This is a genomic window from Streptomyces sp. NPDC005962 (assembly GCF_040629205.1).
In the GTDB taxonomy this organism is placed as follows: Bacteria; Actinomycetota; Actinomycetes; order Streptomycetales; family Streptomycetaceae; genus Streptomyces.
In genome coordinates this window covers 70,640-92,981 of sequence record NZ_JBEXVE010000016.1, presented here as the reverse complement: position 1 = coordinate 92,981, position 22,342 = coordinate 70,640, and the positions used below count along the sequence as shown (strand labels likewise).

The following is a 22,342-nucleotide window of genomic DNA, read 5'->3' as shown; positions in this document are numbered from 1 at the left end:
GGCTCCGGCGGGGTGTCCGGGGTATCCGGATTACCCGAGGGCTTACGTGAGCCGGTCCTTGGCCTTGTAGTACGCCCCGGCGAAGGGCAGAAACCAGGCCGTCCCGTTGTAGAAGGGGACCGGGATCTTCGGGAAGCCGATGCCGCGCAGCGGATTGGCCTCCGGGTGGCCGTCCATCACCTCGGCCATGGCGCGGCCCATGTACGTGGCCATCTGGACGCCGTGGCCGCAGTAGCCCATGGAGTAGTACACCCCGTCGGCCTGGCCCGCGTGCGGGATGCGGTCGTAGGAGAACCCGACGCTCCCGCCCCACACATAGTCGATGCCCACATGGCTCAACTGCGGGAATATCTCCACCATTTCGCGCTTCAGCACCGCCCCGCTGCGGCGGTCCGAGGCCGGGTCGGAGGGGGCGAAGCGGGCCCGGCCACCGAAGGCGAGGCGGTGGTCGGGGGTGAGCCGGATGTAGTGGCCGATGTTCTTGGAGTCGACCACCAGCCGGGCCTTCGGGATGACCTGGCGGGCCAGCTCCTCGCCCAGCGGCTCGGTGACGATGACGAAGCTGCCGACGGACACCAGCCGCTTGCGGAACCACGGCAGCGACCGGTCGGTGTACGCGTCGGTGGCGGCCATCACCTGCTTCGCCCGCACGGTGCCGTGCCACGTCTCCACCAGGAAGGAGCCGTCCGGGGCGCGGGTCACGGCGGTGACCGCGTTGCGCTCGTGGAGCCGCGCCCCGGCCCGTTCGGCGGCCTCCGCGAGGCCGTGTACGTACTTCCCAACGTGCAACCCGGCGCTGAGCGGGTCCAGCAGCGCGCCGTGGTAGTAGTCCGAGCCGAGTTCGGCGCGCAGCTCGGCCGGGCTCAGCAGCACCGTCTCATGGCCGAAGTTCTCGGCCAGATCGCGCTGCTGGGCCTTCTTCTGCTCGAAGTGCTCGGGCTTGTACGCCACACCGAGGCGGCCGCACCGGTTGAAGTCGCAGTCGATGCCCTCCTTCTCCGTCAACTCCTCGACGACGTCCACCGCCTCGCGGAAGGCGTCGTAGAGCTCGCGGGCGCGCGGCTGCCCGTAGCGCTTGCGCGCCTCGCCGGTGGAGATGGTGATGCCCTGGGTGCACATGCTGCCGTTGCGCCCCGAGGCACCGGAGCCGATCTTGTCCTTCTCCAGGAGCAGGACCTCGGCGCCCTTGCGGGCGGAGTGCAGGGCGGTGGACAGCCCGGTGAGGCCGCCACCGATCACCGCCACGTCCACCGCGTCCGGCAGCTCCTTGCCGGAGCGGTCCGGAAACGGCGGGGCGGTGTCGAGCCAGTACGGGATCTGCTTCATGCGGTGCTCCTAGCAGTTCAGCAGTTCAGCAACCCAGCAGTGCGGGCAGGCCGGACAGGTCGGAAAGTTCGTCGTAGGGCTGGTAGGCGGTGCTGCCCCGGCGGCCGAACCGGTTGATCCACACCCGGCGGGCCAGCCCCAGGTCACGGGTGGGGATGAGGTCGTACTCCCAGCCCTGGGCGGTGTGGATGACCTGGGACGGCTCGACGCCGATGGTCTTGTACGCGTACGCGAAGGTCTCCCGGGACGGCTTGTACGCCCCGGCCTGCTGGGCCGTGATCACATGGTCGAACTCCACACCGATGCGCTCGATGTTCCGCGCGATCAGATCGTCGTTGGTGTTGGAGATGATGGCGATCTCGTAGCGGGACTTCAGCGCCCGCAGCGCCTCCGGCACCTCGGGGAAGGGCCCGAAACCGGCCACGGCCGCCACCAGGGCGTCGCCGTCGGAGGTGCGGAACTCCAGCCCGTGCAGCCGCATCGCCTTCTCCAGGCTGGAGTGGAGCACCTCGTCGTACGGGCGGTAGGCCTCCAGGACGGCCTGGTAGCGCATCACCCGGAAGTTGTCGATGAACGTATCGACGTCGAGCCCGTCCAGATCGAGCCGGTCCTCCAGCGTCCTCAGGGTCGCCGGGACGAGTTCGAAATCGACGAGGGTGCCATAGGCGTCGAAGGTCACTACCTGGCGCATGTTCTCCACCTCACTGGTTGTCATAGGTCTCAGACCACCCGTTCGCCGGGGGCCACGATGTCGTCGAGGGCGGCCAGATCGGCCGCGTCCGGTGTCCAGGTGGCCGCCGCCGCGTTGGCGGTGGCCTGGTCCGGGGTCATCGCTCCGCAGATGACGGAGCCCACCCCGGGAAGCGCGGCGAGCCCGCCGACCGCCACCCGCAGCAGCGGCTGGCCGCGCTCGGCGCCGTAGGCCGTCAGCGCCTCGACCCGGTCGAGGGCCTCGTCGGTCAGCCACCCCTGCCGCCAGGACAGCCTGCTGCCCGGCGGCGGTGGTTCGCCGCGCCGGTACTTGCCGCTGAGCAGGCCGTTGGCCAGCGGATAGTACGGCAGCAGCGCGGTGCCCAGCCGGGTGGCGGCGGGGGTCAGCGCGGTTTCGGCGGTGCGGTCCAGCAGGTGGTAGCGGACCTGGGTGGACACGAACCCGGCCACCAGTTCCGGGCCCGTCATGTTGGAACAGCCGTAGTGGCGCACCATGCCCTCGGCCACCAGCTCCTCCAGCGCGGCGGCGGTCTCGGCGACCGGGGTGACGCCGTCCGGCTCGTGGTACTGGTACAGGTCGAGGTAGTCGGTGCCGAGCCGCCGCAGCGACATCTCCAGGGCGTGCCGGATGTACGCCCGGGAGCCGCGCGGGCCGAAGCGGTCGTATTCCGGTCCCATGGCCATGCCGAACTTGGTGGCCAGCACCACCGTGTCGCGACGGCCCTTGAGGGCGGCCCCGAGCAGCCGTTCGCTGTCGCCCGTCTGGCCGCCCCCGCCGTATCCGCCGTAGGTGTCGGCGGTGTCGAAGAGGGTGATGCCCGCGTCCAGCGCGGCGTGGACGACGGCCCGGGTGGCGTCCTCGTCCAGCCGTGAGCCGAAGTTGTTGCCGCCGAGGCCCACCACCGAGACGCGTGGCCCGGTGCCGCCGAGCTGCCGGTAGCGCATCAGCCCTCCCCCTCGGCGGAGCCCGCTCCGAAGCCGACGCACACGTTCTTCAGCTGGGTGTAGCTGTCGAGTGCGGCCAGGCCCTTCTCGCGTCCCCAGCCGCTGTGCTTGTAGCCGCCGAAGGGCAGCTCCACTCCGGTGCCCACGCCCACCGCGTTGACGTTGACCTGCCCGGCCCGGATACCGTCGGCGAGCCGCAGCGCCGTGGGCAGGTCGCGGGTCCAGACGTAGGAGGACAGGCCGTACGGAGTGTCGTTGGCGAGGGCGAGGGCGTCCGCCGCGTCGTCGAATTCGATGACGGTGATGACCGGGCCGAAGATCTCCTCCTGCGCGGTGCGGGTGTCGTTGGTGAGCCCGGTGAGCACGGTCGGCTCGATGAAGTACCCGTCGGCGAGCGCCGGATCGGCCGGGCGGCCGCCACCGGTACGGATCACGGCGCCCTCCTCGCGGGCCAGCCGCAGATAGCCCTCGACCCGGTCGCGCTGCCGGGCCGAGACCAGCGGGCCCAGGTCCGGGTCGTCCGGGCCCGGCCCCAGCCGCAGCGACGCGGCGTGGGCGACGAGCCGGTCGGTGAACTCCTCGGCGAATCCGTCGCCGCGCTGCAGCAGCAGCCGGGTACCGGCCGAACAGGTCTGCCCGGCGTTGCCGAACACCGAGCCCGCCACCGCGCCCAGCGCCAGGTCCACGTCCGCGTCGGCGAAGACCACGCTCGGGGACTTGCCACCCAGCTCGACCACCGAGGGCACCACATTGGCGGCCGCGCTCCGGGCCACCGAGATGCCGGTGGCCACCGAGCCGGTGAAGGTGACTTGGTCGATGCCGGGGTGTCCGGCGAGGGCCGCGCCCGCCTCGCCGTCGCCCGGCACCACGTTGAGCACCCCGGGCGGCAGCCCGCACTCCAGGGCGATACGGCCGATCTCCAGCGGCGTCAGGGGCGCCTCCGGGGACGGCTTGAGCACCACCGTGCAGCCCGCCGCGAGGGCGGGGGCGCTGCCCCGGGCGGTGTTCTGGAGGGGGTAGTTGAACGGGATGATCTGTCCGGAGACCCCGACCGGCTCCCGCACGGTGTAGTCCAGGAGCCCCGGGCCGAGCGGCACGGTCGTACCGCCCAGCTTGTCGGCCACGCCCGCGTAGAACTCGAAGTAGCGGGCGGCGGCCTCCACATCGGCCAGCGCCTGGCTCAGCGGCTTGCCCACGTCCAGCGACTCCAGCCGGGCCAGGGCGGTGGCCCGGACGCGGATCTCGGAGGCGATCCGGTACAGCAGCCGGCCCCGGTCGGCGGGGCGCAGCCGCGCCCAGTCGGCGGCTTCCAGGGCGCTCCGGGCGGCGGCCACCGCCCGGTCCACATCGGCCGGGCCCGCCTTCGCCACCTCGGCGATCGGGGTGCCGTGGGCCGGGTCGAGGACGGTGAAGGTGGCGCCGTCCGCGGCGAGGACGGGCTTGCCGTCGATGAGCAGTTCGCTCACGGGCTCCGACGTCACGGCCGGATCTCCCCCTCCACGCCGCCGAAGATGACCACCTCGTCGCCGGGCCGTACGGTGCGCAGCCGTCGCACCCACAGCACGATGCCGTCCCAGGGGGCGCGTACCTCCTCCAGCACGGTGCCGTAGTGGTCGGTGATGGTGCCGATCCGGTCGCCCTCCTTGCACTGTTCGCCGGGCGCCGCGTGGGCGAGGAAGAAGCCGCCGTCAGTGGAGCGGGCGAACGTGCCGCTCACCGCCGTGTAGCCGGTGCGCAGTTCGGCGTCGCCCTCGATCATGCCCAGTTGGCGCATGATGTTGCGGACCGAGCCCAGGTGGAGGTCCACGGTCTCCTCACGGTACGTACCGCCGCCCGCCTCGATGGTGATGGCGGGCTTGCCCGCCTGGAGGGTGGACAGCCGGGCCGTACCGCCCCAGGAGCCGCCCTTCCAGATCAGCTCGTGTCCGGCGGCCAGCCCGATGGGGGTGGCCAGTTCCTCGAAGCCGCCCTGGACGATGGTCAGCGGCGCGATTTCCCCGAAGGTGCCGCCCGTGTGCAGGTCCACCAGGGCGTCGATGACGGGGATGACCTGGTCGACGAAGGTGGCGGCGAGCCGCAGCGAGTACGAGCCGTCCGCGTCGCCGGGGAAGATGCGGTTGAGGTTGGCGTGGTCGAGGCCGCTGGTGCGGGCTCCGGCCTCGAAGGCCGGGGTGTTCATGCAGGGGATGCCGACGAGGGTGCCGCGCAGGGTGCCGGGGTCGGTGGCGGCGACGGCGCGGCGGACGGCCTCCATGCCCTCGTACTCGTCGCCGTGGATGCCGCCGTCCACGCACAGCACCGGGCCGGGGCTGGTGCCGTTGACGACGAGCAGCGGGATGCCGAGCTGGACGCCGTAGGAGTGGGCGCCCACCGGGATCAGGCCCTGGGCGCGTTCGCCGGGGGCGCAGGTCACGGGGCCGATGGTGTAGGGAGCGACGTCGGTGGTCGTCATGGGCGTGAAAACCTCGTATGTGTGAGTGCGGATCAGGCGGTGGGAAGGTGGGCGGCGGCCTCGCCGAGGGTGGCGCCGATGATGTCGACGATCCGGTCCAGCAGTGCGCGGTCGCTGATGAGCGGCGGCGCGATCTGCACCAGCGGGGCGGCGCGGTCGTAGACGCGGGCGAGCAGTCCGGCCTCGCGCAGCCGCCGCGGGATGAGGTCGCGTACGAGGGCGGCGCGCAGGGGGTCGCCGAAGGTGCCGTGTTCGCCGTCCCCGGCGAGTTCGACGGCGTAGAAGAAGCCCTCGCCGCGGACGTCAGCGACGATCGGCAGCGCGTTCAGCTCGGCCAGCCGATTGGCGAGGTGGTCCTGGCCGTCGCGGACGCCTGCCAGGATTCCGTCGCGTTCGATGATCTCGATGCTGCGCAGGGCGATGGCCGCGCACAGCGGATGTCCGCCGAAGGTGTAGCCGTGGTTGAGGACCACCCCGGGGCGGTTGAGGACGTCGGCGACCCCGGTGCTGATCATGGTGGCGCCCATCGGGGCGTAGCCCGCGGTCAGGCCCTTGGCGAGGGTGATGAGGTCGGGGCGGGCGCCGTAGCGGGTGCCGCCGAACCATTCGCCGAGCCGTCCGAAGGCGGTGATCACCTCGTCGGCGGCGAGCAGGAAGCCGTACCGGTCGGCGAGGCGTCTGAGCCCCTGCCAGTATCCGGCGGGCGGGGGGATGCAGCCGCCGCGGTTCTGCACGGGCTCGGCGATGAGCATGGCGATCGTCTCCGGGCCTTCGTCCAGGATGGCGGCTTCCGCGTCGGCTAGGAGGAGTTCGGTGAAGGCGGCGTCGTCGAGCGGTTCGGGCAGCCGGGCGCGGTTGGTGTCGGCGATGAACCGGGTGGTGACGGCCGCGGGGCCGTACGGCTGGGTGAGGCCGGGGTCGTCGGTGAAGGACAGGGCGCCGAGCGTCAGCCCGTGGTAGGCGCCGTGGCGGGCGATGGCCTTGGTACGGCCCGGTTCGCCGCGCAGCGCGTGGTATTTGCGGGCGATCTTCCAGGCGGTTTCGACGGCCTCGGAGCCGCCGCCGCTGAAGAAGGTGTGAGTGATGCCGTCGGGGGCGAGCGCGGCGAGCCGGTCGGCGAGGGCGAGCGCGGTGGGGTGCGCGGAGCTGGACCACAGCGGGCTGTAGCACAGCTCGCCGAGCTGGTCGCGGGCCGCTTCGGCGAACTCGGCGGCGTAGCCGTAGCCGAGCTGGGCGCAGTACAGGCCGGAGAGTCCGTCGATGTAGCGGCGGCCGTCGGCGTCGTGGACGTAGGGGCCCTCGCCTCGGGTGACGACGAACAGATCGCGGCCCGGGGCGCCGATCGATCCGTTGGCGGTCATGTTGAGCAGCAGATGCCGCTCCGTGGCGAAGGAACCTGTGGTGGTGAGGGCTTCGGTGCTGGTCATACGGCGTCGCCTCCGGGGGCGAGTCCGGCGGTGTTCTCCACCGACAGCAGCGAGTGCTGCCGTCCGGTGCCGATCCAGCGCACCAGGCCCACCAGGACGAGCGCGAGCACCGCGAAGGCGATGAGCACGGCACTGACCGCGGTCACGCTCGGGTCGACGTCGTAGGAGAGGGCGTTGAAGACCTGCACGGGCAGGGTCACGGTGGTGGCGGAGGACAGGAACTGGGAGATGAAGAACTCGTCGAAGCTGGTGATGAAGGAGAAGATGGCGGCCGCGACGATGCCGGGCGCGGCCAGGGGGAAGGTGATCCGGCGGGCCACGGTGAGCCGTCCCGCGCCCATGCTGGCGGCGGCGTCCTCCAGCCGTTCGTCGATGCCGCGCAGGGTGGCCACCAGGATCATCACCGCGATGGGCGACGCCAGTACGGTGTGGCCGAGCGCGATGGCGAGGGGGCTGCCGAGCATGGAGGCCGGTTCGAAGAGCAGGAACAGGCCGAGCGCGGTGACGACCTGCGGGATCAGCAGCGGGCCGAGGACGAGGGCGTACACCGCGGAGCGCAGCGGCAGTTCGCTGCGGGTGAGCGCGGTGGCCGCGGTGATGGCGAGGACCACGGAGAACACGGTGGTGATGGAGGCCACCAGCACGCTGAGGGACAGCGCGGCGGGCCATTTGCTTCCGTCGGCGAAGAGCGCCCGGTACCAGCCGAGGGTCCAGGTGCTGGGCGGGAACGAGCCGAAGGCGTCGCCGCCGAAGGAGGTGACGACGATGACGATGATCGGCAGGGCCAGGAAGAGCAGGGTGAGGGTGGCGGCCGTGGTGAGCGCGATCCGTCCGGTCCAGGTGCCGCGTAGTCCGATCATGACGTACTCCTCTTCCGCGCCCCGGCTCCGATGGACCGGGCGGCCTTGAGCAGCAGCAGTCCGGCGAAGGTGATGAGCAGCAGGACGACGCCCTGGGCCGCGGCCCCGTTCCACTGGTCCTGCTTCATGACCTGGTCGTTGATGAGGGAGGCCACCATGGTCTGCTTGGTGCCGCCCATCAGGGCGGGGGTGATGTAGTAGCCGAGGCACAGGATGAAGCTGAGCAGTCCGGCGCTGGCCAGGCCGGAGGCGACCAGCGGCAGATAGATGCGGACGAAGATGCGGACGCGTCCGGCGCCCATGCTGGCCGCGGCGGCGAGCAGCCGCCGGTCGACGCCGCGCATCACGCCGTACAGCAGCAGGACGGTGTACGGGAGCATCACGGCGGTGGTGCCGATGACCACGCCGGTCTCGTTGTAGAGCATCCGGAACGGGGCGCCGGGGATTTTGAGGTCGGTGAGGGTCTGGTTGGCCAGGCCGTGGTCGCCGAGCAGGATGATCCAGCCGTAGGTGCGCACCAGGGCGCTGATGAAGTGCGGGACGACGACGATCAGCATGACCAGTCCGGCCCAGATCGGCCGCAGCCGGGAGAGCGCGTTGGCGAGGACGAAGCCGACGGCGAGGCTCAGCAGGGATGTTTCCGCGGAGATCCGCAGCGTGGTGAAGAGGACCGAGAGATTGGCGCCGCTCAGCGCCTCCGCGTACCAGTGCAGGGTGAGCGAGCCGTCGGCGCTCTTCAGGCTGAGCAGCAGGGTGCCGACGATGGGGAAGACGAAGAGGACGAGCAGGTAGAGGACGATCGGCGAGACGTTGAGCAGGCCGATACGGGCCCTGCGGGTGCCCACCAGCCGGTGGCGCAGCCCACGGGGGCGGCTCGGCTTGGGGGCGCTGTGGGGACGTACGGGCGTGGCGGGGCGCACCAGAGATCCGGCCATGGGTCAGCCGTCCGCATCTGCCGGGAAGACGTTGATGTCCTCGGCGTCGGCGGTCAGTCCGACCCGCTCGCCGGTGACGGGCGCGCGCCCGGCGGGCACTTCGAGGCGGAGCAGCGGGGTGTCCTCGGCCAGCCGTACTCCGGTGCGGACCAGGGTGCCCACATAGGTGACGGTTTCCACGGTGCCGGTACAGAACCCCTGGTCCGGGGCGCAGACACGGAGCCGTCCGGGCTGTACGGCGGCCTGGACCGGCTGGCCGGGGCGGATGGGGTGGGGGCGCGCGGTGAGCAGTCCGCCGTGGTCGAGGCGGACCAGGGTGACGTCGTCGTCGCCCTTCATCACCCGGCCGGGGAGGAAGTTGGCGGCGCCGAGGAAGTCGGCGACGAACGGGGTCCTGGGCCGCTCGAAGAGTTCGCGCGGGGTGTCGAACTGGTCGATGCCGCCGTCCCGCATCACCGCGATGCGGTCGGACAGGACGAGCGCTTCTTCCTGATCATGCGTCACATAGATGACGGTCAGGCCGAGTTCGCGCTGAATGGCCTTGATCTCGACCTGGAGCTGGTCGCGGAGTTTCTTGTCGAGCGCGCCCAGCGGTTCGTCCATGAGGATCACCGGCGGGCGGTAGATCAGCGCCCGGCACAGGGCGACGCGCTGCTGCTGGCCGCCGGACAGCTCGCGCGGGCGGCGCCCGGCGAAACCGGCCATGCCCGCCATCTCCAGGGCCTCGTGCACCCGGCGCCGGATCTCGGACTTGGCCACGCCGCGCAGTTGCAGCGGGAAGGCGAGGTTCTCGTAGACGGTCATGTGCGGGAAGAGCAGGTACTGCTGGAAGACGAAGCCGAAGCCGCGCTTCTGCGGGGCGAGCCGGGTGACGTCGCGTCCGCCGACGGTGACGGTGCCGGAGTCGGGTTCGACGAATCCGGCGACCATCATCAAGGTGGTGGTCTTGCCGGAGCCGGAGGGGCCGAGGAAGGTGACGAACTCCCCCGCCGCTATCTCCATCGAGGCGGAGTCCACGGCGACGGCGCTGCCGTAGGTCTTGTGGAGCCCCACGATGGACAGGGCCTTGCCGGTGGGCGACGTCTGCGCGGACGCGGTCGACATGGCGGGTGCGGGATCGGCGATGTGGAGGTCAGGCACGGGACCACTCCAGCCAGCGCTTGAGGATGGCGTCTTCGTTCTTGACCCACCAGGCGACGTCCAGGTCGAAGCCGGACTCCAGGTGGGCGGGCGAGCTGGGCAGCATGGCCTTGACGTCGGCGGAGAGGTGGTCGTACGCGGACGGCACGACCGGGCCCATCGGATAGACCTTGGCGAAGGCGGCCTGGATTTCGGGCCGCAGCGAGAAGTCGATGAGCTGATAGGCGGCGTCGGTCTTGTCGGTGCCCTTGGGAATACCCCAGCCGTTGGACTGCCTGCGGGCGCCGTTCCACTGGTACGCCATCGGGCTGCCGCCCTTGATCAGCGCGTCCAGCCGGCCCTGCCAGACGCTGGTCATCACCACTTCCTTGCGGCCGAGCAGCACTCCGGGGAGCGCGCCGGTGTCCCAGTACTTCTTGACCGACCCCTTGATCCGGTCCATGGACTTGAAGGCGCGGTCCACGTCGAGCGGGTACAGCTTGTCCATGGGTACGCCGTCGGCGAGGAGGGCGAATTCCAGCTCGGGCAGGTCGGCGTCCTGGTTCTGCAGGGAGCGGCTGCCGGGGAACTTCTTGGTGTCCCAGAAGTCCGCCCAGGACGCGGGCTTGCGGCCGCCGAAGGCGTCGGTGCGGTAGGCCATGACACTGGCCCAGTAGTTCTTGCCGATCGAGTAATCGGTGACGAGCTTGCTCGCGATCCGGGCCTTCTTGAAGTTCTTCAGCCGGTCGTGGTCGAGCTGCTGCAGGGAGCCCGCCTTCCCCAGCTTCATGAAGTCGGCCATCGAGTCGTCGATGACGTCGAACTGCGGCCTGCCCTGCTTGATCTGGGCGAGCATCTGGGCGTACTGGATGTTGACGACCTGGATGGAGATGCCGGTTTCCTTGGTGAAGGCGTCGTACAGCGCCTTCTGGTTGGCGTCCCCGTAGGTGCCACCGCTGTTGCGGACGGTGAGGGTCTTCTTGCCACCGCCGCTGTCGGCGCGGCTGGTGCCGGTGCCACAGGCGGCCAGCGACGGCAGGGCGGCGACGGCGGCGAGGCCACCGGCCCCGCGCAGCAGCGCTCTGCGTCCGATCAGGGGATCTCTCATCACTGCACCTCCGGGTTGTGCGGGTCGGGCGGGTCGAGGGGGTTGGGAAAGGACGTGTGCGGGGTCGCGATGGCGGCCAGTTCGGCGCCGGTGGCGACGGTGAGGCCGTGCATCCCGTAGAAGAGGCGGCCGGTGACGGGCGCGGTGACCTTGTGCTCCCGGCCGTCGGCGGGGTCGACGAGCCGGCCGAGGCTCTGGCCTTCGGCCACGTCCCCGCCACGGCCGGTCTCCGGGTACCACAGCCCGGTGGCCGGGGCGGTCACGGACGCGGCCCACACCCACTCCCGGGCGGCGGGCCGCCGCGCGGTGTCCGGCTGCGGGTCGAGGGTGCCCAGGTGGCGCAGCAGCCGGAAGAGGCCGTCGAGCAGGGTGCGTACGGTGGCCGGGTCGCGGTCCCCGAGCTGACCGGTCTCGACGAGGATGGCGGGCACGCCCCGGCGGGCGGCGGCGGCCTGGCTGTTGCCGCCGGAGGCGTCGGTGCCGAGGATGACGTCCGGGTAGCCGACGGCGTGGGCCATACCCCGGGTCGTGGCGTCCAGTGCGGCGTCCCCGGTGAGGCGGTAGCCCACGAAGTCGGTGAGGGTCTCGTCGATGCCGCCGCTGTGCAGGTCGGCGTAGGCGTCCGCGCCGGGCAGCAGATGGGCGAAGAGCCAGGCGGCCAGCCGCTCGGTGGGCCCGCCGTCCGGGTCGCCGGGGAAGACCCGGTTGATGTTGACGCCGTCCAGCGGGGACGCGCCCAGGCGGCCCTGGTAGACGGCCGGAGGGTTGGCGACGGGGCAGAGCACTACCTGTCCGCACACCTCCTCGGAGGTCAGCAGACCGGCGAGCTGCGCGGCGGCGTCGACACCGGCGAACTCGCCGCCGTGGACTCCGCCGGTGAGCACGACGCGGGGGCCGGGGCGGGCTCCGTTGACGAGCGTGACCGGGAGGCCGACGGTGACCGGGCCGAGGTCGACGGGGACGGTGCCCCGGGCCTTGCGGCCGGTATCGGCGGTCAGCGGGCCGACGGTCAGTGTCATCTCTTACCTTCCGTGAGGGGTTCGTGCGGTGGGGGGTTCGGGCGGTGGGGGTTCGGGCCGTGAGGGGGGCGGCGGCCGTGGGAGTCAGGCCGCGACGGGTCAGGCCGTGGTGCGGTCGCGCGTGGACAGGAAGTCGATGGGCTGGAGCGTGTCGCCGTCCAGCGCCAGGTCGGCCGCGATGTCGCCCATGGCGGGCGAGAGCTTGAAGCCGTGCCCGGAGAATCCGGCCAGCAGCACGATGTCCTCGCAGCCGGGAAGTGGGCCGACCAGCGGGCGGCTGCTCTCGGTGTAGCCCTCCATGAAGACCGAGAGCCGCACCGGGTCGGGGTGCAGATCAGGCATGAAGCGGCGGGTCAGCTCGGTGAAGACCGCCAGTTCCTCCGGTTCGACGGTGCGGTCCAGTCGCTCCGGATCGGACACCGCGCGGTGCAGGACGCGGGAGAGGCCGAGCTTGACCGAGATGCCGTCGGGTGAGGGCAGCCCGTAGCAGTGGGTGGGCGCGGTGCGGATGAAGGCGGGCGCCTCGGCGCCGTGCCAGTCGTGGGCGGTCGGCAGGAACCAGGCGTTGATCAGCCGCCGGATGTCCACCTCCCACTCCAGGTCAGGCAGGAGTTCGTTGACCCAGGGGCCGACGGTGACCACGGCGGCGTCGTACGTCTCGGTGCCCTGGTCGGTGCGTACGGCCACGCCACCGCCGGAGGGGGCCACCTCCCGCACCGGGGTGTAGCGGTGCAGCCGGGCACCCAGCCGCTCGGCGCGGGCCGCGGCGGTGTGCACGCTCAACTCGGGGCGCAGAAACCCGGCGTTGCGGTCCAGTACGGCGGCGTCGCCGTCCTCGATACGGAACTGGGGGAAACGTTTCGCCAGCGCGTCCGCGTCCAGCACCTCGTGGTCGAGGCCGTGCTCGGCGATGGACTCCAGGACCGTGCTCATCTGCTGGTGTTCGGTGGGGCCCATGAGCAGACATCCGGTGAGCCGCCGCAGCTCGCGGCCGGTCTCCCGCTGGAGCTCCTTCCACAGCGCGTCGGCGTGGCGCAGCAGCGGTACGTAGCGGGAGTCCTCGAAGTGGGCGCTGCGGAAGATCCGGGTCTCGCCGCCCGCCGCGCTCCGGTCGTGGCCGGGGGCGTACCGGTCGTAGCCGGTCACCTCCGCGCCCCGGGAGGCCAGCCGCCACATGGCCTGGCTGCCCATGGTCCCGGTGCCGATGACCGCTACCCGCTTCCTCGTTGCCACGGATGCCTCCTGGGGTGGAGTGAGGAGATTTCCCAGACGGCCTGTTCCACTATGTGGCACGCCGTGCTAGATTGCAGCATCAATGTCGCAGCGCCCCAGGGACCGGTCAAGAGCTCGTGCAGCGAATAATCCAGAACTTAATGGCGGAAACCCGATGGAAATGAAGAGCGTGATCCGCAGTCTCCGCATCCTCGAAGCGGTCGCCCAGCATCAGCCGGTGACCGTCGGCGAGCTGACGAAGATCTTCGGACTGCCCAAGTCGACCGTGCAGCGCACCCTCGTGACGCTCAACGAGGCGGGCTGGCTGCGCGCCAGCCGGGGCGACACCACACGCTGGGAGGTCGGCGCCCGGGTGCTCGCGGTCCGTCCGGCGGCACATCAGGGGTCGAGCCTGTTCGCGGCGGCGCGCGAGCCGATGTGCCGGCTGCGCGACGCGGTCGACGAGACCATCCATCTGTCCGTCCCGGACGGGCTGCGCTGCATGGTCATGGTCGACCGGGTCGACTGCACCCAGGCGGTGCGCACCTACCACCAGGTCGGCGACACCTCGCCGATGCACGCCACGGCCACCGGCCACGCGGTCCTCGCCCTCCTCCCCGCCGACGAGATCGACGAGGTCATCACGGACGGCCTGGACCGCTACGGCGATGCCACCATCACCGATCCGCAGGAGCTGCGCGCGGAGCTGGAGCGGGTCCGGCGGGACGGCTACGCCGTCAATCGCAACCAGTACCTGCCCGACGTCTGCGCCATCGCCGCGCCGATCGTCGCGGGGAGCGGGGCCCCGGTGGCCACCGTCGCCATTTCCATGCCCGACTCCCGCTACGACCCGCACGAGGTGGACCGGTGGGGGCGGCTGGTCGCCGAGACCGCGGCAGAGATCAGCGCCCGTCGTTTCGAGTGATGTCCGGGCCATGCTCGGCGAGCGGGCCGCTTTTTGTCAATAAGTCGACTTATCTGCGTGCATAGGCGATCCGGGACAAGATACATCGGATCTGTCACCCGGGATTTCCGGAATTCCGGCCCGCTTCGCGCTCGAATTCGCCTCCATCCGTTGACCTCATCCGATGTTTCTCCTAGGTTGCGGTCGACCCTGAACACTGGAGGCGGTAGATGAGATCCACGCTCAGGCGCATTTCCGTGTCCGCCGTGGCGGCGCTGGCCGTCCTGACCGCGGCGCTGCCGGGCACCGCGACGGCACAGGAACGGCAGGGGCGTACGTACCACGTCGCCACCTGGGGCGCCGACCGCGACGGCGGCAGCGCACGACAGCCCTTACGCACCATCGGCCGCTGCACCGAACTGGTCCGGCCCGGGGACACCTGTCTGATCCACCGCGGGACCTACCGTGAGCGGGTCGCGCCGCCCTCGGGCCGCGCGGGCGCGCCGATCACCCTCGCGGCGTACGGGGACGGGGCGGTCACCGTCGACGGGACGCGGACCGTGACCGGCTGGAAGGACGCGGGCGGCGGTCTGGTGGCCGCCGATGTCGGCCTTCCGCTCGCCCGCGACGAGAACGCGCTGTTCCTCGACGGCGGCCGCGCCATGGAGGGCCGCTGGCCCAACTCCGGCCCCGATCCGCTCAATCCGTCCTGGGCGGTCGCCGAGCGCACCTCCACCGACCAGCACATCGACGACCCCGATCTGCCCTCCGGCGACCTCACCGGCGCCACCGTCCATCTGTGGGCCGGGTCCAACCCGTGGAGCCAGCAGACCGGCACCGTGACCGCCACCTCGGACGGTGCCCTCGATTTCAAGGGCGGCAATTACCGCTGCACCCCGCTGTGCATGGGCGACCAGACCTACCGCAACTATTACCTGGTGGGCGCGAAAGCCACTCTCGACGAGCCCGGTGAGTGGTATTACGACACGGGCGAGAAGCGGCTCTACCTGGTCCCGCCGAAGGGCGGTATGGCGGGCCACACGGTGACCGCGAAATACGAGAAGTGGGGCCTGGACCTCTCCGGCAGCTCCCATGTCACCGTCCGCGGGCTCGGTGTGTGGGGCACCTCGCTGCGCACCGGGGAGAAGAGCACCGGTGTGCGGGTGGAGGGGATGCGGGCCCGCTACCTCTCCGAGTTCTCCACCCTGCCCATGCCGCGCGACGACGAGCTGGCCATCCCGCCGGGCGAGGGCCATATCGTCGCCTCCCGGGTGCTCGACTCCGGCATCCAGATCCTCGGCACCGGCAACACACTGCGGGACAGCGACATCGGCTACTCGGCCGGGACCGGTGTGCTGCTGCGCGGCAGCGGCAACACCGTCACCAACAACTACATCCACGACGTGGGCTGGATGGGCAGCTACACCCCCGGTATCGAGATCAACGGCAGCGGGCAGACCGTCACCCACAACACCGTCCGGCGCACCGGCCGGGCGAGCATCGACACCGCCTGGCAACTGAACGGCGTGCCGTTCCACGACAACCGCATCGCCTACAACGACCTGTCCGAGGCGATGCGCACCTCCCGCGACGGCAGCCCCTTCTACGTGTGCTGCAACCTGGACGCGACGGGCACGAGCGTCGACCACAACACCGTCCATGACGCGGACGGCCAGGTCGGCTACTACGTCGACAACTCCTCCAGTCAGTTCCTGCTGCACCACAACGTGGCGTACAACACCGGCACCCGCGGCACCTTCTTCAACGGCCACAGCGGGGTCAGCCTCGGCAACCGCGACCACCACTCGACGTACGGGGCGGGGGTTTCCACCGCCGTGCGGATGAGCGGCGCGACGGACGCCACCGGTACGTACGTCAGCAACGATGTGGCGCTCGCCCCGATGGAGATCTCCGGACCGGGTGATCCGGCCCCCGTCGTCCGTAACAACCTGGTGCCACCGGCCGATCCCCGGTACACCGACGCCCGCAACGGCGAGCTGTGGCCCCGGGCCGGATCTCCCGCCATCGACGCGGGTGAGACGGTCGACGGGGTGACCACCGGGGTGCGCGGCGCCGGACCCGACCAGGGCGCGTACGAGTACGGGGCGCCGATCTGGTCGGCCGGGTGCGACCTGGCCGGGTGCGAGTCGCGGGTGCGCAACGACGGGTGGAAGGCCACCTTCTCCGGGGGCGGTGACGCCTCGGCCGCCGTCGACGGTGTGCAGACCACCCAGTGGAAGGCGGGCGCCGCCCAAGCCGCCGGGCAGGCGCTGACCCTCGACCTGGGCGCGGCGAAGTCCTTCTCCCGGCTGGCGCTCGACGCCGGTATGGACGCCACCGGCCACCCCTACGGCTTCACCGTCTCCGTCAGCCGCGACGGCCACGACTGGGGCTCCCCCGTCGCCCGCGTCGCGGGCCGCTCCTTCACCCAGGACGCGGTCTTCGCGCAGCGCACGGCGCGGTATGTGCGGATCGAGCTGACCGCGGCCGGTGACGTGCCGTGGGCCGTGAACGAGATCCGGCTGTACGCGGACGGGCCGGACGCGGCCGCTACGCTGCAGGCCGAGCGGGCGGAGGTGGTGCGCGGCGCCGGGCGTGGCGACGCGGCGACGGGCGTGCTGGGCTCCGGCGGCCTGGTCGGCTTCCGCCGGGTCGCGTTCGGGGCGGACGCCGCCGACCGGCTGACGGTGCGGATGGCGTCGGCGGGCTGCGGCGGTGGCTGTGCGCTCCAACTGCGGCTGGACGGCCCCGAGGGCCGCGTGGTGGCGAAGCTGCCGGTGCGGGACACGGGCGGTGCGGACCAGTGGCAGGAGCGGTCGGTGCGGCTCTCGCGCGCGGTGACGGGCACGCATGACGTGTACCTCGTCGCGACGGGCGCGCGGAAGGTGGCCGCGGTCGACTGGCTGACGCTGCGCGGCTGACACCTGCGATGAGCACGGCCGGCGCGCCTCGGTTCGTCAACGACGGCCGAGGCGCTCCAGCCGCTCGTCCACCCCGGGGCACAGCTCCCGGGCCGTGTCCAGGAACGCGGCCAGGACGGGTGAGCGGTCCCGGGCACGGAAGGACATCACCAGATCCGGCAGTTCCACGCGCGGGCTCACCTCGCACACCCAGGTGCCCGGCCGCGCCACCACCCGCAGACACGCCGGGCCGAGCCCCACCCCGACGCCGCACGAGGCCAGCCCCACGATGGTGTGCACATCGCGGGCGTCGGTGACCCCGCCGTCCGGCACGGCCGCCCCGGCTCCGTCGTCCAGCAGCGCGTCGAGCCACCCGGCGACCACCGGTTCCTCGTCCGCGGGCGCCACGATCAGATGCTGCCCCCTGAGCTGCTCGACGGCCACCTTCGGCTGCCCGGCGAGGGGGTGGGCGGCCCCGACGACCGCGACCAGATGGTCCCGGCCGACCGTGACCGACACCAGATCCTCGGCCCCGGCGCCCCGGGGCGCGCCACGCCCGATGCTGATGTCCAGCTCACCGCCGAGCAGGGCGGCCGCCGACCGGCAGGTCGACATCTCGTGCAGCCCCAACCGCACCTCGGGGCGCTCCCGGACGAACCGGCCGAGCAGGGACGGCAGCAGCTCCAGCAGCGCCGAGCCGATGAAGCCGAGCCGCAGCCCGCCGGTCTCGCCCCGGGCGGCCCGGCCGGTGTCGGACACGGCGGCCGACATCTCGGCCAGCGCCCGGCGTGCCCTGGCCAGGAACGCCTCTCCCGCAGCCGTCGGGAACACCCCGCGCGCCGTACGGTCGAAGAGCCGCGCGCCCAACTCCCGTTCCAGCGCGGCGATCTGCTGGGACAGCGGGGGCTGAGCAATGCCGAGGGACGCGGCCGCCCGCCCGAAGTGCTGGTGGTCGGCCAGGGCCAGGGCGTACCGCAGATGTCGTGCTTCCACAGATGGATGATATCGAGGGGCTATCGGCGGGCCGGTCATGAGACATGGCCGTGGACCCGGCGCCGAGCTGGTGCCGGACGAAGTGGCCGCCGTGGTACTGCCGTTCCTGGCCGGGCGGGGCTGCCGGTGGCACAGTGCTCATATGGACTTCGCCACCGCCTTCCGCCGCGAGACCCTGGCGTTCGAGGCCGCCGCCCGCCGGGCCGCCGACGCGGGTACGTCGCCACCGGTGCCGTCGTGCCCCGATTGGTCGATGGCCGATCTGGTGCTGCACCTGGGCGGTGTGCACCGCTTCGTCATCCGGATCGTCGAGGGAGGGCTGACGGAGCCGCCGGACATCACGGACGTGACGGTCTTCGGGCTCCCCGAGGACCGTACGAACTGGCCCACGCCGGAGGGCGGGCCGCACACCGGAGCGGTGCCGCCGGGCCTCGTCGACTGGTTCGCCGAGGGGGCCCGGGCGCTGGAGGCACACCTGCGGAACGGCGATCCGGAGCAGCGGGTGTGGAGCTGGTCGCGGGAGCGGACCGCCGGGTTCTGGTGGCGGATGCAGACCATCGAGGCGGCGCTGCACCGCTGGGACGCCGAGAGTGCGCTCGGGGCGCCCGGGCCCGTCGAGGCCGCGCTCGCGGCGGACGCCATCACCCAGACGTTCGAGGTCATGGCCCCGGCCCGGCGCGTCTGGAAGGAGGCGCCACCGGGCGCGGGCGAGCGGTTCCGGCTGCGGCAGACGGACGGCCCGGGCGTCTGGACGGTGTCCTTCGAGGGCGAGGAGGTACGGCTCGCCCGGCTCGACGGGGACACCGGACCGTGCGATCTCGAACTGACCAGCACGGCCTCGGACCTGATGCTCTTCCTCTGGCAGCGGATGCCCGCCGACCGGCTGGACGGGGTGCGGGGCGACCGCGCGATGGCCGACCGCTACTTCACCCTCGTCCCACCGGTATGACCGCCTGCGCGACCGGGCGCGTGGCCGCTACTTCTGGTCGTACTCCTGGGAGATGACCTCGACGCGCCGTGTGCTCTGGTCGACGCGCACGGTGTCGAGCCCCATGGTGTCGAGGTGGCTGATCGTGTCCGCCTCCGCCACCGGGTCCAGCACCCGCAGGGCGATGGCCGGGTCCGCGTCGCCCTGCGCGGGCAGATCCCCCAGCAGCGACTTCATCAGCCGGTCGGAGCTGCCCTCGGGCGCCTCCGCGCCGACGGCCATGTGCACCATCAGCTGCTCCACACCGGTCTCGATCCACCGGGCCTGCGCGATCCACACCGCGTGCACCCCGGGGAAGTCCAGCAGCCGGTCGCGCAGGGCGTCGCGCAGCGCCACCGCGCGCGGATGGGTGGACCAGGCGAGGATCAGCGAACGGTCCCCGGAGAGCCGCTGGCCGCGCTCCTGGAGAACCTGGTGCAGCAGGGACAGGGGTACCCCGGCGTAGCCTCCGGTCGAGAACACCGACAGGGTCGCCACCTTGGTCTGCCGCTCGATGTCCAGCAGCCGCGCCACGTCGCAGTGCACCGCCCCGGCGGCCTGCGGAAGCCGCTCCCGGCAGCACTCCTCGCTGGTGTATCCGGGCAGGCTCGGGCCGCTTCCTTCCATGCCGACGAACATCACCGAGCCGTTCGCGTCCGCGGGCACGTACACCCCGAAGTCGACGATGGCGTTGAGCAGTTGTTCCCCTTCGGTCCGGGCGGCCTGGCGGTCGAGTATGTCGGCGAGTGCCGGGTTCCCTGTTGTTGTCACGCACCGAGCATAGAAGCGGTCCATCCAGGTGACGACGGCCGGGTTCCGTGGCCCGTCCACCGGGTCGCGTCCCGGTAACCGTGGTGTGCGGATGCCACCATGAGCACACGGGGACGACAAGCGAGGGAGCGGCGCGTGAGGAGCGCAGATCTGCTGGCCGACGCCTTCGGCCGGGTGCGGGAGGCCGTGCACGAGGGGGTCGGGGGGCTCACCACGGACGACTTGGCCGCGCGTCTCGACGGCGGCGCGAATTCCGTCGCCTGGCTGGTGTGGCATCTGACCCGCGTCCAGGACGACCACGTCTCCGACGCCGCGAACACCGAGCAGACCTGGACCACCGAGGGCTGGTACGAGCGGTTCGGGCTGCCGTTCTCCCCGGCGGCCACCGGCTACGGCCACCGCGGCCGGGACGTGGCCAGGGTCCGCGCACCGGCCGATCTGCTCCTCGGGTACCACGACGCCGTGCACGAGCGGACGGTCGCCTACGTACGCGGGCTGCGCAACGCGGACCTCGACCGGGTGGTGGACGAGGCGTGGACCCCGCCGGTGACCCTCGGGGTGCGGCTGATCAGCGTCATCGAGGACGACTTGCAGCACGCGGGGCAGGCGGCGTTCATCCGCGGCGCGCTCCGCAGGCGCTGAGCGGTTCGGCGGGTAGTCACCTGGCGGCCACCACTCCCGGGGCGCGCTGCCGGATCGGGGTGCATGCCCCGACCGCCACGATGAGCAGGAACAGGGCGGCGGACCCGAGCAGCGGGCCGCGCACCCCGAACCGCGCCACCAGCGCGGTGAGCCCGGCGGCGCCGAGCGGGGCGAGCGAGTTGTGCAGCGTCCAGAAGGCCGAGGTGACCCGTCCGAGCAGATGGTCCGGGGTCACCGCCTGCCGCAGGGACATCGAGGAGATGCCCGCGAGCGCCATGCCGAACTGGTAGCAGAGCACCGTCACCGCCGTCCCCAGCACGGTGGTGGACCGGGACAGCATGCCGAGCGCGAGCCCGCACAGCGTGTACGAGCCCAGCCAGCACACCCCGAACCCCCAGGTCCGCCGCAGCACCGGGATGAGCACGGCGGCCAGTACGGCCCCGGCGCCCGCCACGCCCATCACGACGCCGACCGTGCGGTCGCCCGCGTCCAGCCCCTCCCGTATCTGGTAGATGAAGACGTCGGTCATGCCCAGGCTGAGCAGTGAGACGCCGGTGAGCAGCACGGTGAGCCAGCGCAGGACCGGCGCCCGCCACAGGAAGACGAACCCGGCCAGGAACTCCCGCTTCGCTCCTCGCCACCCGGTGGCCACGGGGGATCGCGTGGCGTCCCCGGCCGCCGTCTCCCGGAATCTGATCAGCGAGAGCGCGAGGGCCGAGGCGGCGAAGCTCGCCGCGTTGACCGCGATGGCCGCCGTGGGCCCGAGCAGCCCGGACAGCCCGCCCGCCAGCATCGGCCCCACGATGAAGGCGATGGCGTTCGTCGTGTTCAGCCGCCCGTTGGCCTCGATGATCCGCTCGGCGTCCACCAGGTTGGGCACGGCGGCGACATAGGTGACCTTGAAAACCATGTCGAAGACCGCGGCGGCCGCCATCACCACATAGAGCAGCCAGACCTGGGGACCGGCCACGGCCCAGCTGGCGGGGACGAGGGCGAAGAGCGCCACCCGGACCCCATCGCACACGATCATCAGCTGCCGCCGGGGCAGCCGGTCGACCAGGATGCCCGCGAACAGCCCGGTGGCGATCGACGCGACGCCCGCGACGGCCGTCAGCAGCCCCATCTGGGCGACCGACCCGGTGGCTTTGAGCACCAGCAGCGGCAGCGCCACCAGGGCGAAGGCGTTGCCCAGTTCGGACAGGGTCTGCCCGCACCAGAAGACGGTGAAGTCACGGTTGGCCCGTAACGGAGGCCGCCCCGCGGTCGTCCCGGCCATCACCGCCCCTGCCGTTTCCGCCGGGCGGTGCGGGGTGCGCGCAGAGCGTCGCCGCGCTCCTGGACCGTGACGCCGATGGCCTGGGCGAACTGCGGTGCCAGTTCGAGGAGTTGGCCGCCGGTGATGGTGGCCCCGCGCAGCGCGTCGAACCCCTCGGTGATGTCCAGCCGGGTGGCGTCGCGCAGATCGACCCGGGTCATACGCGCGTTGCCGCACCGCACCCCGTCCAGCGTCGATCCCGGGAACGCGACGTCCGTCAGCTTCGCGCCGCCGAGGTCGGTGTCCCGCAGAAGGCAGTCCGCGAAGGTGACCTCGCGCAGCTCGGCGGTGCGCAGATTGACCGATTCGAACTTGCACCGGTGGAAGGTCACGCGGTTCATCACCGTGCCGAACATCTCCAGTCCGGCGAGGACGCAGCCGATCAGCTCGCCGTCCAGCCAGTCGCTGTCCGCCACGTCGGAGCCGACCCAGCGCACTCCGTCCAGCCAGACATCGTTGAAGCGGGCACCCCGGTAGCGGCCTCCGGTGAAGGCCACGGCGGAGAACGCGGATTCCAGGAAGCGGGCCTGACCGGCGTCGGCGCCCTCGAACTGCCCGCCGTCGAAGTGGACGGTGTCGTAGTCCCCGTCCACGGTCAAGGAGCCGTCGAACGGGCGCAGATGGCTCGCGTACGGCAGATCGGCGAGCTGACGCGGGGATGACATGGCGAAACCTCATTTCCGGGCATCACCGGCCCGGGCGCGTGGTGTGCGAGATCGATGGTGAATCGATAGTG

At 71.6% G+C, this 22,342-nt stretch carries 20 protein-coding genes; 4 read left to right on the top strand and 16 right to left on the bottom strand.

Annotated features, from left to right (window positions below):
- Positions 1-42 precede the first annotated feature (42 nt).
- From ABZ370_RS25420 to solA, 12 genes are all read right to left on the bottom strand, one after another.
- Complete coding sequence (locus ABZ370_RS25420; RefSeq protein ID WP_358625066.1) at positions 43-1,326, bottom strand: FAD-binding oxidoreductase; 1,284 nt, start codon at positions 1,324-1,326, stop codon at positions 43-45.
- A 25-nt stretch (positions 1,327-1,351) separates the two neighbouring features.
- Positions 1,352-2,017, bottom strand: a complete 666-nt coding sequence (locus ABZ370_RS25415; protein ID WP_358625064.1) for a haloacid dehalogenase type II — start codon at positions 2,015-2,017, stop codon at positions 1,352-1,354.
- A 29-nt stretch (positions 2,018-2,046) separates the two neighbouring features.
- Positions 2,047-2,982, bottom strand: a complete 936-nt coding sequence (locus tag ABZ370_RS25410) for an aldo/keto reductase (protein ID WP_358625062.1) — start codon at positions 2,980-2,982, stop codon at positions 2,047-2,049.
- The gene (locus tag ABZ370_RS25405; protein WP_358625060.1) at positions 2,982-4,463 is read right to left on the bottom strand and encodes an aldehyde dehydrogenase family protein; all 1,482 of its coding nucleotides are present in this window, start codon (positions 4,461-4,463) and stop codon (positions 2,982-2,984) included. Before ABZ370_RS25405 ends, ABZ370_RS25410 begins: the two co-directional genes overlap by 1 nt.
- Positions 4,460-5,434: a M14 family metallopeptidase gene (locus ABZ370_RS25400; protein ID WP_358625058.1), complete on the bottom strand. Its 975-nt coding sequence runs from the start codon at positions 5,432-5,434 to the stop codon at positions 4,460-4,462. Before ABZ370_RS25400 ends, ABZ370_RS25405 begins: the two co-directional genes overlap by 4 nt.
- A 32-nt stretch (positions 5,435-5,466) precedes the next feature.
- Complete coding sequence (locus ABZ370_RS25395; RefSeq protein WP_358625056.1) at positions 5,467-6,861, bottom strand: aminotransferase class III-fold pyridoxal phosphate-dependent enzyme; 1,395 nt, start codon at positions 6,859-6,861, stop codon at positions 5,467-5,469.
- Positions 6,858-7,721, bottom strand: a complete 864-nt coding sequence (locus tag ABZ370_RS25390) for an ABC transporter permease (protein ID WP_358625054.1) — start codon at positions 7,719-7,721, stop codon at positions 6,858-6,860. Before ABZ370_RS25390 ends, ABZ370_RS25395 begins: the two co-directional genes overlap by 4 nt.
- The gene (locus tag ABZ370_RS25385; RefSeq protein WP_358625052.1) at positions 7,718-8,656 is read right to left on the bottom strand and encodes an ABC transporter permease; all 939 of its coding nucleotides are present in this window, start codon (positions 8,654-8,656) and stop codon (positions 7,718-7,720) included. The genes ABZ370_RS25390 and ABZ370_RS25385 overlap by 4 nt, the downstream gene beginning before the upstream one ends.
- 3 nt (positions 8,657-8,659) lie before the next feature.
- Positions 8,660-9,760 carry an ABC transporter ATP-binding protein gene (locus ABZ370_RS25380; protein WP_358625206.1) on the bottom strand — a complete coding sequence of 367 codons (1,101 nt, stop codon included), beginning with the start codon at positions 9,758-9,760 and terminating at the stop codon, positions 8,660-8,662.
- A 28-nt stretch (positions 9,761-9,788) separates the two neighbouring features.
- Entirely contained in the window at positions 9,789-10,883 is a 1,095-nt protein-coding gene (locus ABZ370_RS25375) for an ABC transporter substrate-binding protein (protein ID WP_358625050.1), read from the bottom strand.
- The gene (locus ABZ370_RS25370) at positions 10,883-11,902 is read right to left on the bottom strand and encodes a succinylglutamate desuccinylase/aspartoacylase family protein (RefSeq protein WP_358625048.1); all 1,020 of its coding nucleotides are present in this window, start codon (positions 11,900-11,902) and stop codon (positions 10,883-10,885) included. Before ABZ370_RS25370 ends, ABZ370_RS25375 begins: the two co-directional genes overlap by 1 nt.
- Positions 11,903-12,001: 99 nt before the next feature.
- Positions 12,002-13,135, bottom strand: coding sequence for an N-methyl-L-tryptophan oxidase (solA, locus tag ABZ370_RS25365; protein WP_358625046.1), 1,134 nt, complete (start codon positions 13,133-13,135; stop codon positions 12,002-12,004).
- A gap of 160 nt (positions 13,136-13,295) precedes the next feature.
- On the opposite strand from solA, the gene ABZ370_RS25360 reads away from it, so the two are divergent.
- The gene (locus tag ABZ370_RS25360) at positions 13,296-14,039 is read left to right on the top strand and encodes an IclR family transcriptional regulator (protein WP_358625205.1); all 744 of its coding nucleotides are present in this window, start codon (positions 13,296-13,298) and stop codon (positions 14,037-14,039) included.
- Between the two features lie 209 nt (positions 14,040-14,248).
- Positions 14,249-16,939, top strand: a complete 2,691-nt coding sequence (locus ABZ370_RS25355) for a carbohydrate-binding protein (protein WP_358625044.1) — start codon at positions 14,249-14,251, stop codon at positions 16,937-16,939.
- Positions 16,940-16,975: 36 nt separating this feature from the next.
- On the opposite strand, the gene ABZ370_RS25350 is transcribed toward ABZ370_RS25355, so the two are convergent.
- Positions 16,976-17,911 carry a LysR substrate-binding domain-containing protein gene (locus ABZ370_RS25350; protein WP_358625042.1) on the bottom strand — a complete coding sequence of 312 codons (936 nt, stop codon included), beginning with the start codon at positions 17,909-17,911 and terminating at the stop codon, positions 16,976-16,978.
- A gap of 37 nt (positions 17,912-17,948) precedes the next feature.
- On the opposite strand from ABZ370_RS25350, the gene ABZ370_RS25345 reads away from it, so the two are divergent.
- The gene (locus tag ABZ370_RS25345) at positions 17,949-18,860 is read left to right on the top strand and encodes a maleylpyruvate isomerase family mycothiol-dependent enzyme (protein ID WP_358625040.1); all 912 of its coding nucleotides are present in this window, start codon (positions 17,949-17,951) and stop codon (positions 18,858-18,860) included.
- Between the two features lie 27 nt (positions 18,861-18,887).
- Here ABZ370_RS25345 and ABZ370_RS25340 read toward each other — a convergent pair whose 3' ends face one another.
- Positions 18,888-19,649, bottom strand: a complete 762-nt coding sequence (locus tag ABZ370_RS25340) for a hypothetical protein (protein ID WP_358625038.1) — start codon at positions 19,647-19,649, stop codon at positions 18,888-18,890.
- A gap of 135 nt (positions 19,650-19,784) precedes the next feature.
- Here ABZ370_RS25340 and ABZ370_RS25335 point away from each other — a divergent pair, with 135 nt between their 5' ends.
- Positions 19,785-20,291 (top strand): DUF664 domain-containing protein, encoded by a 507-nt coding sequence (locus tag ABZ370_RS25335; RefSeq protein ID WP_358625036.1) that lies wholly within the window; start codon positions 19,785-19,787, stop codon positions 20,289-20,291.
- A gap of 16 nt (positions 20,292-20,307) precedes the next feature.
- Here ABZ370_RS25335 and ABZ370_RS25330 read toward each other — a convergent pair whose 3' ends face one another.
- Positions 20,308-21,567, bottom strand: coding sequence for an MFS transporter (locus ABZ370_RS25330; RefSeq protein WP_358625034.1), 1,260 nt, complete (start codon positions 21,565-21,567; stop codon positions 20,308-20,310).
- A complete protein-coding gene (locus ABZ370_RS25325) occupies positions 21,567-22,271 on the bottom strand; it encodes a pentapeptide repeat-containing protein (protein WP_358625032.1) in 705 nt (234 codons plus the stop codon). Before ABZ370_RS25325 ends, ABZ370_RS25330 begins: the two co-directional genes overlap by 1 nt.
- Between the last annotated feature and the right edge of the window lie 71 nt (positions 22,272-22,342).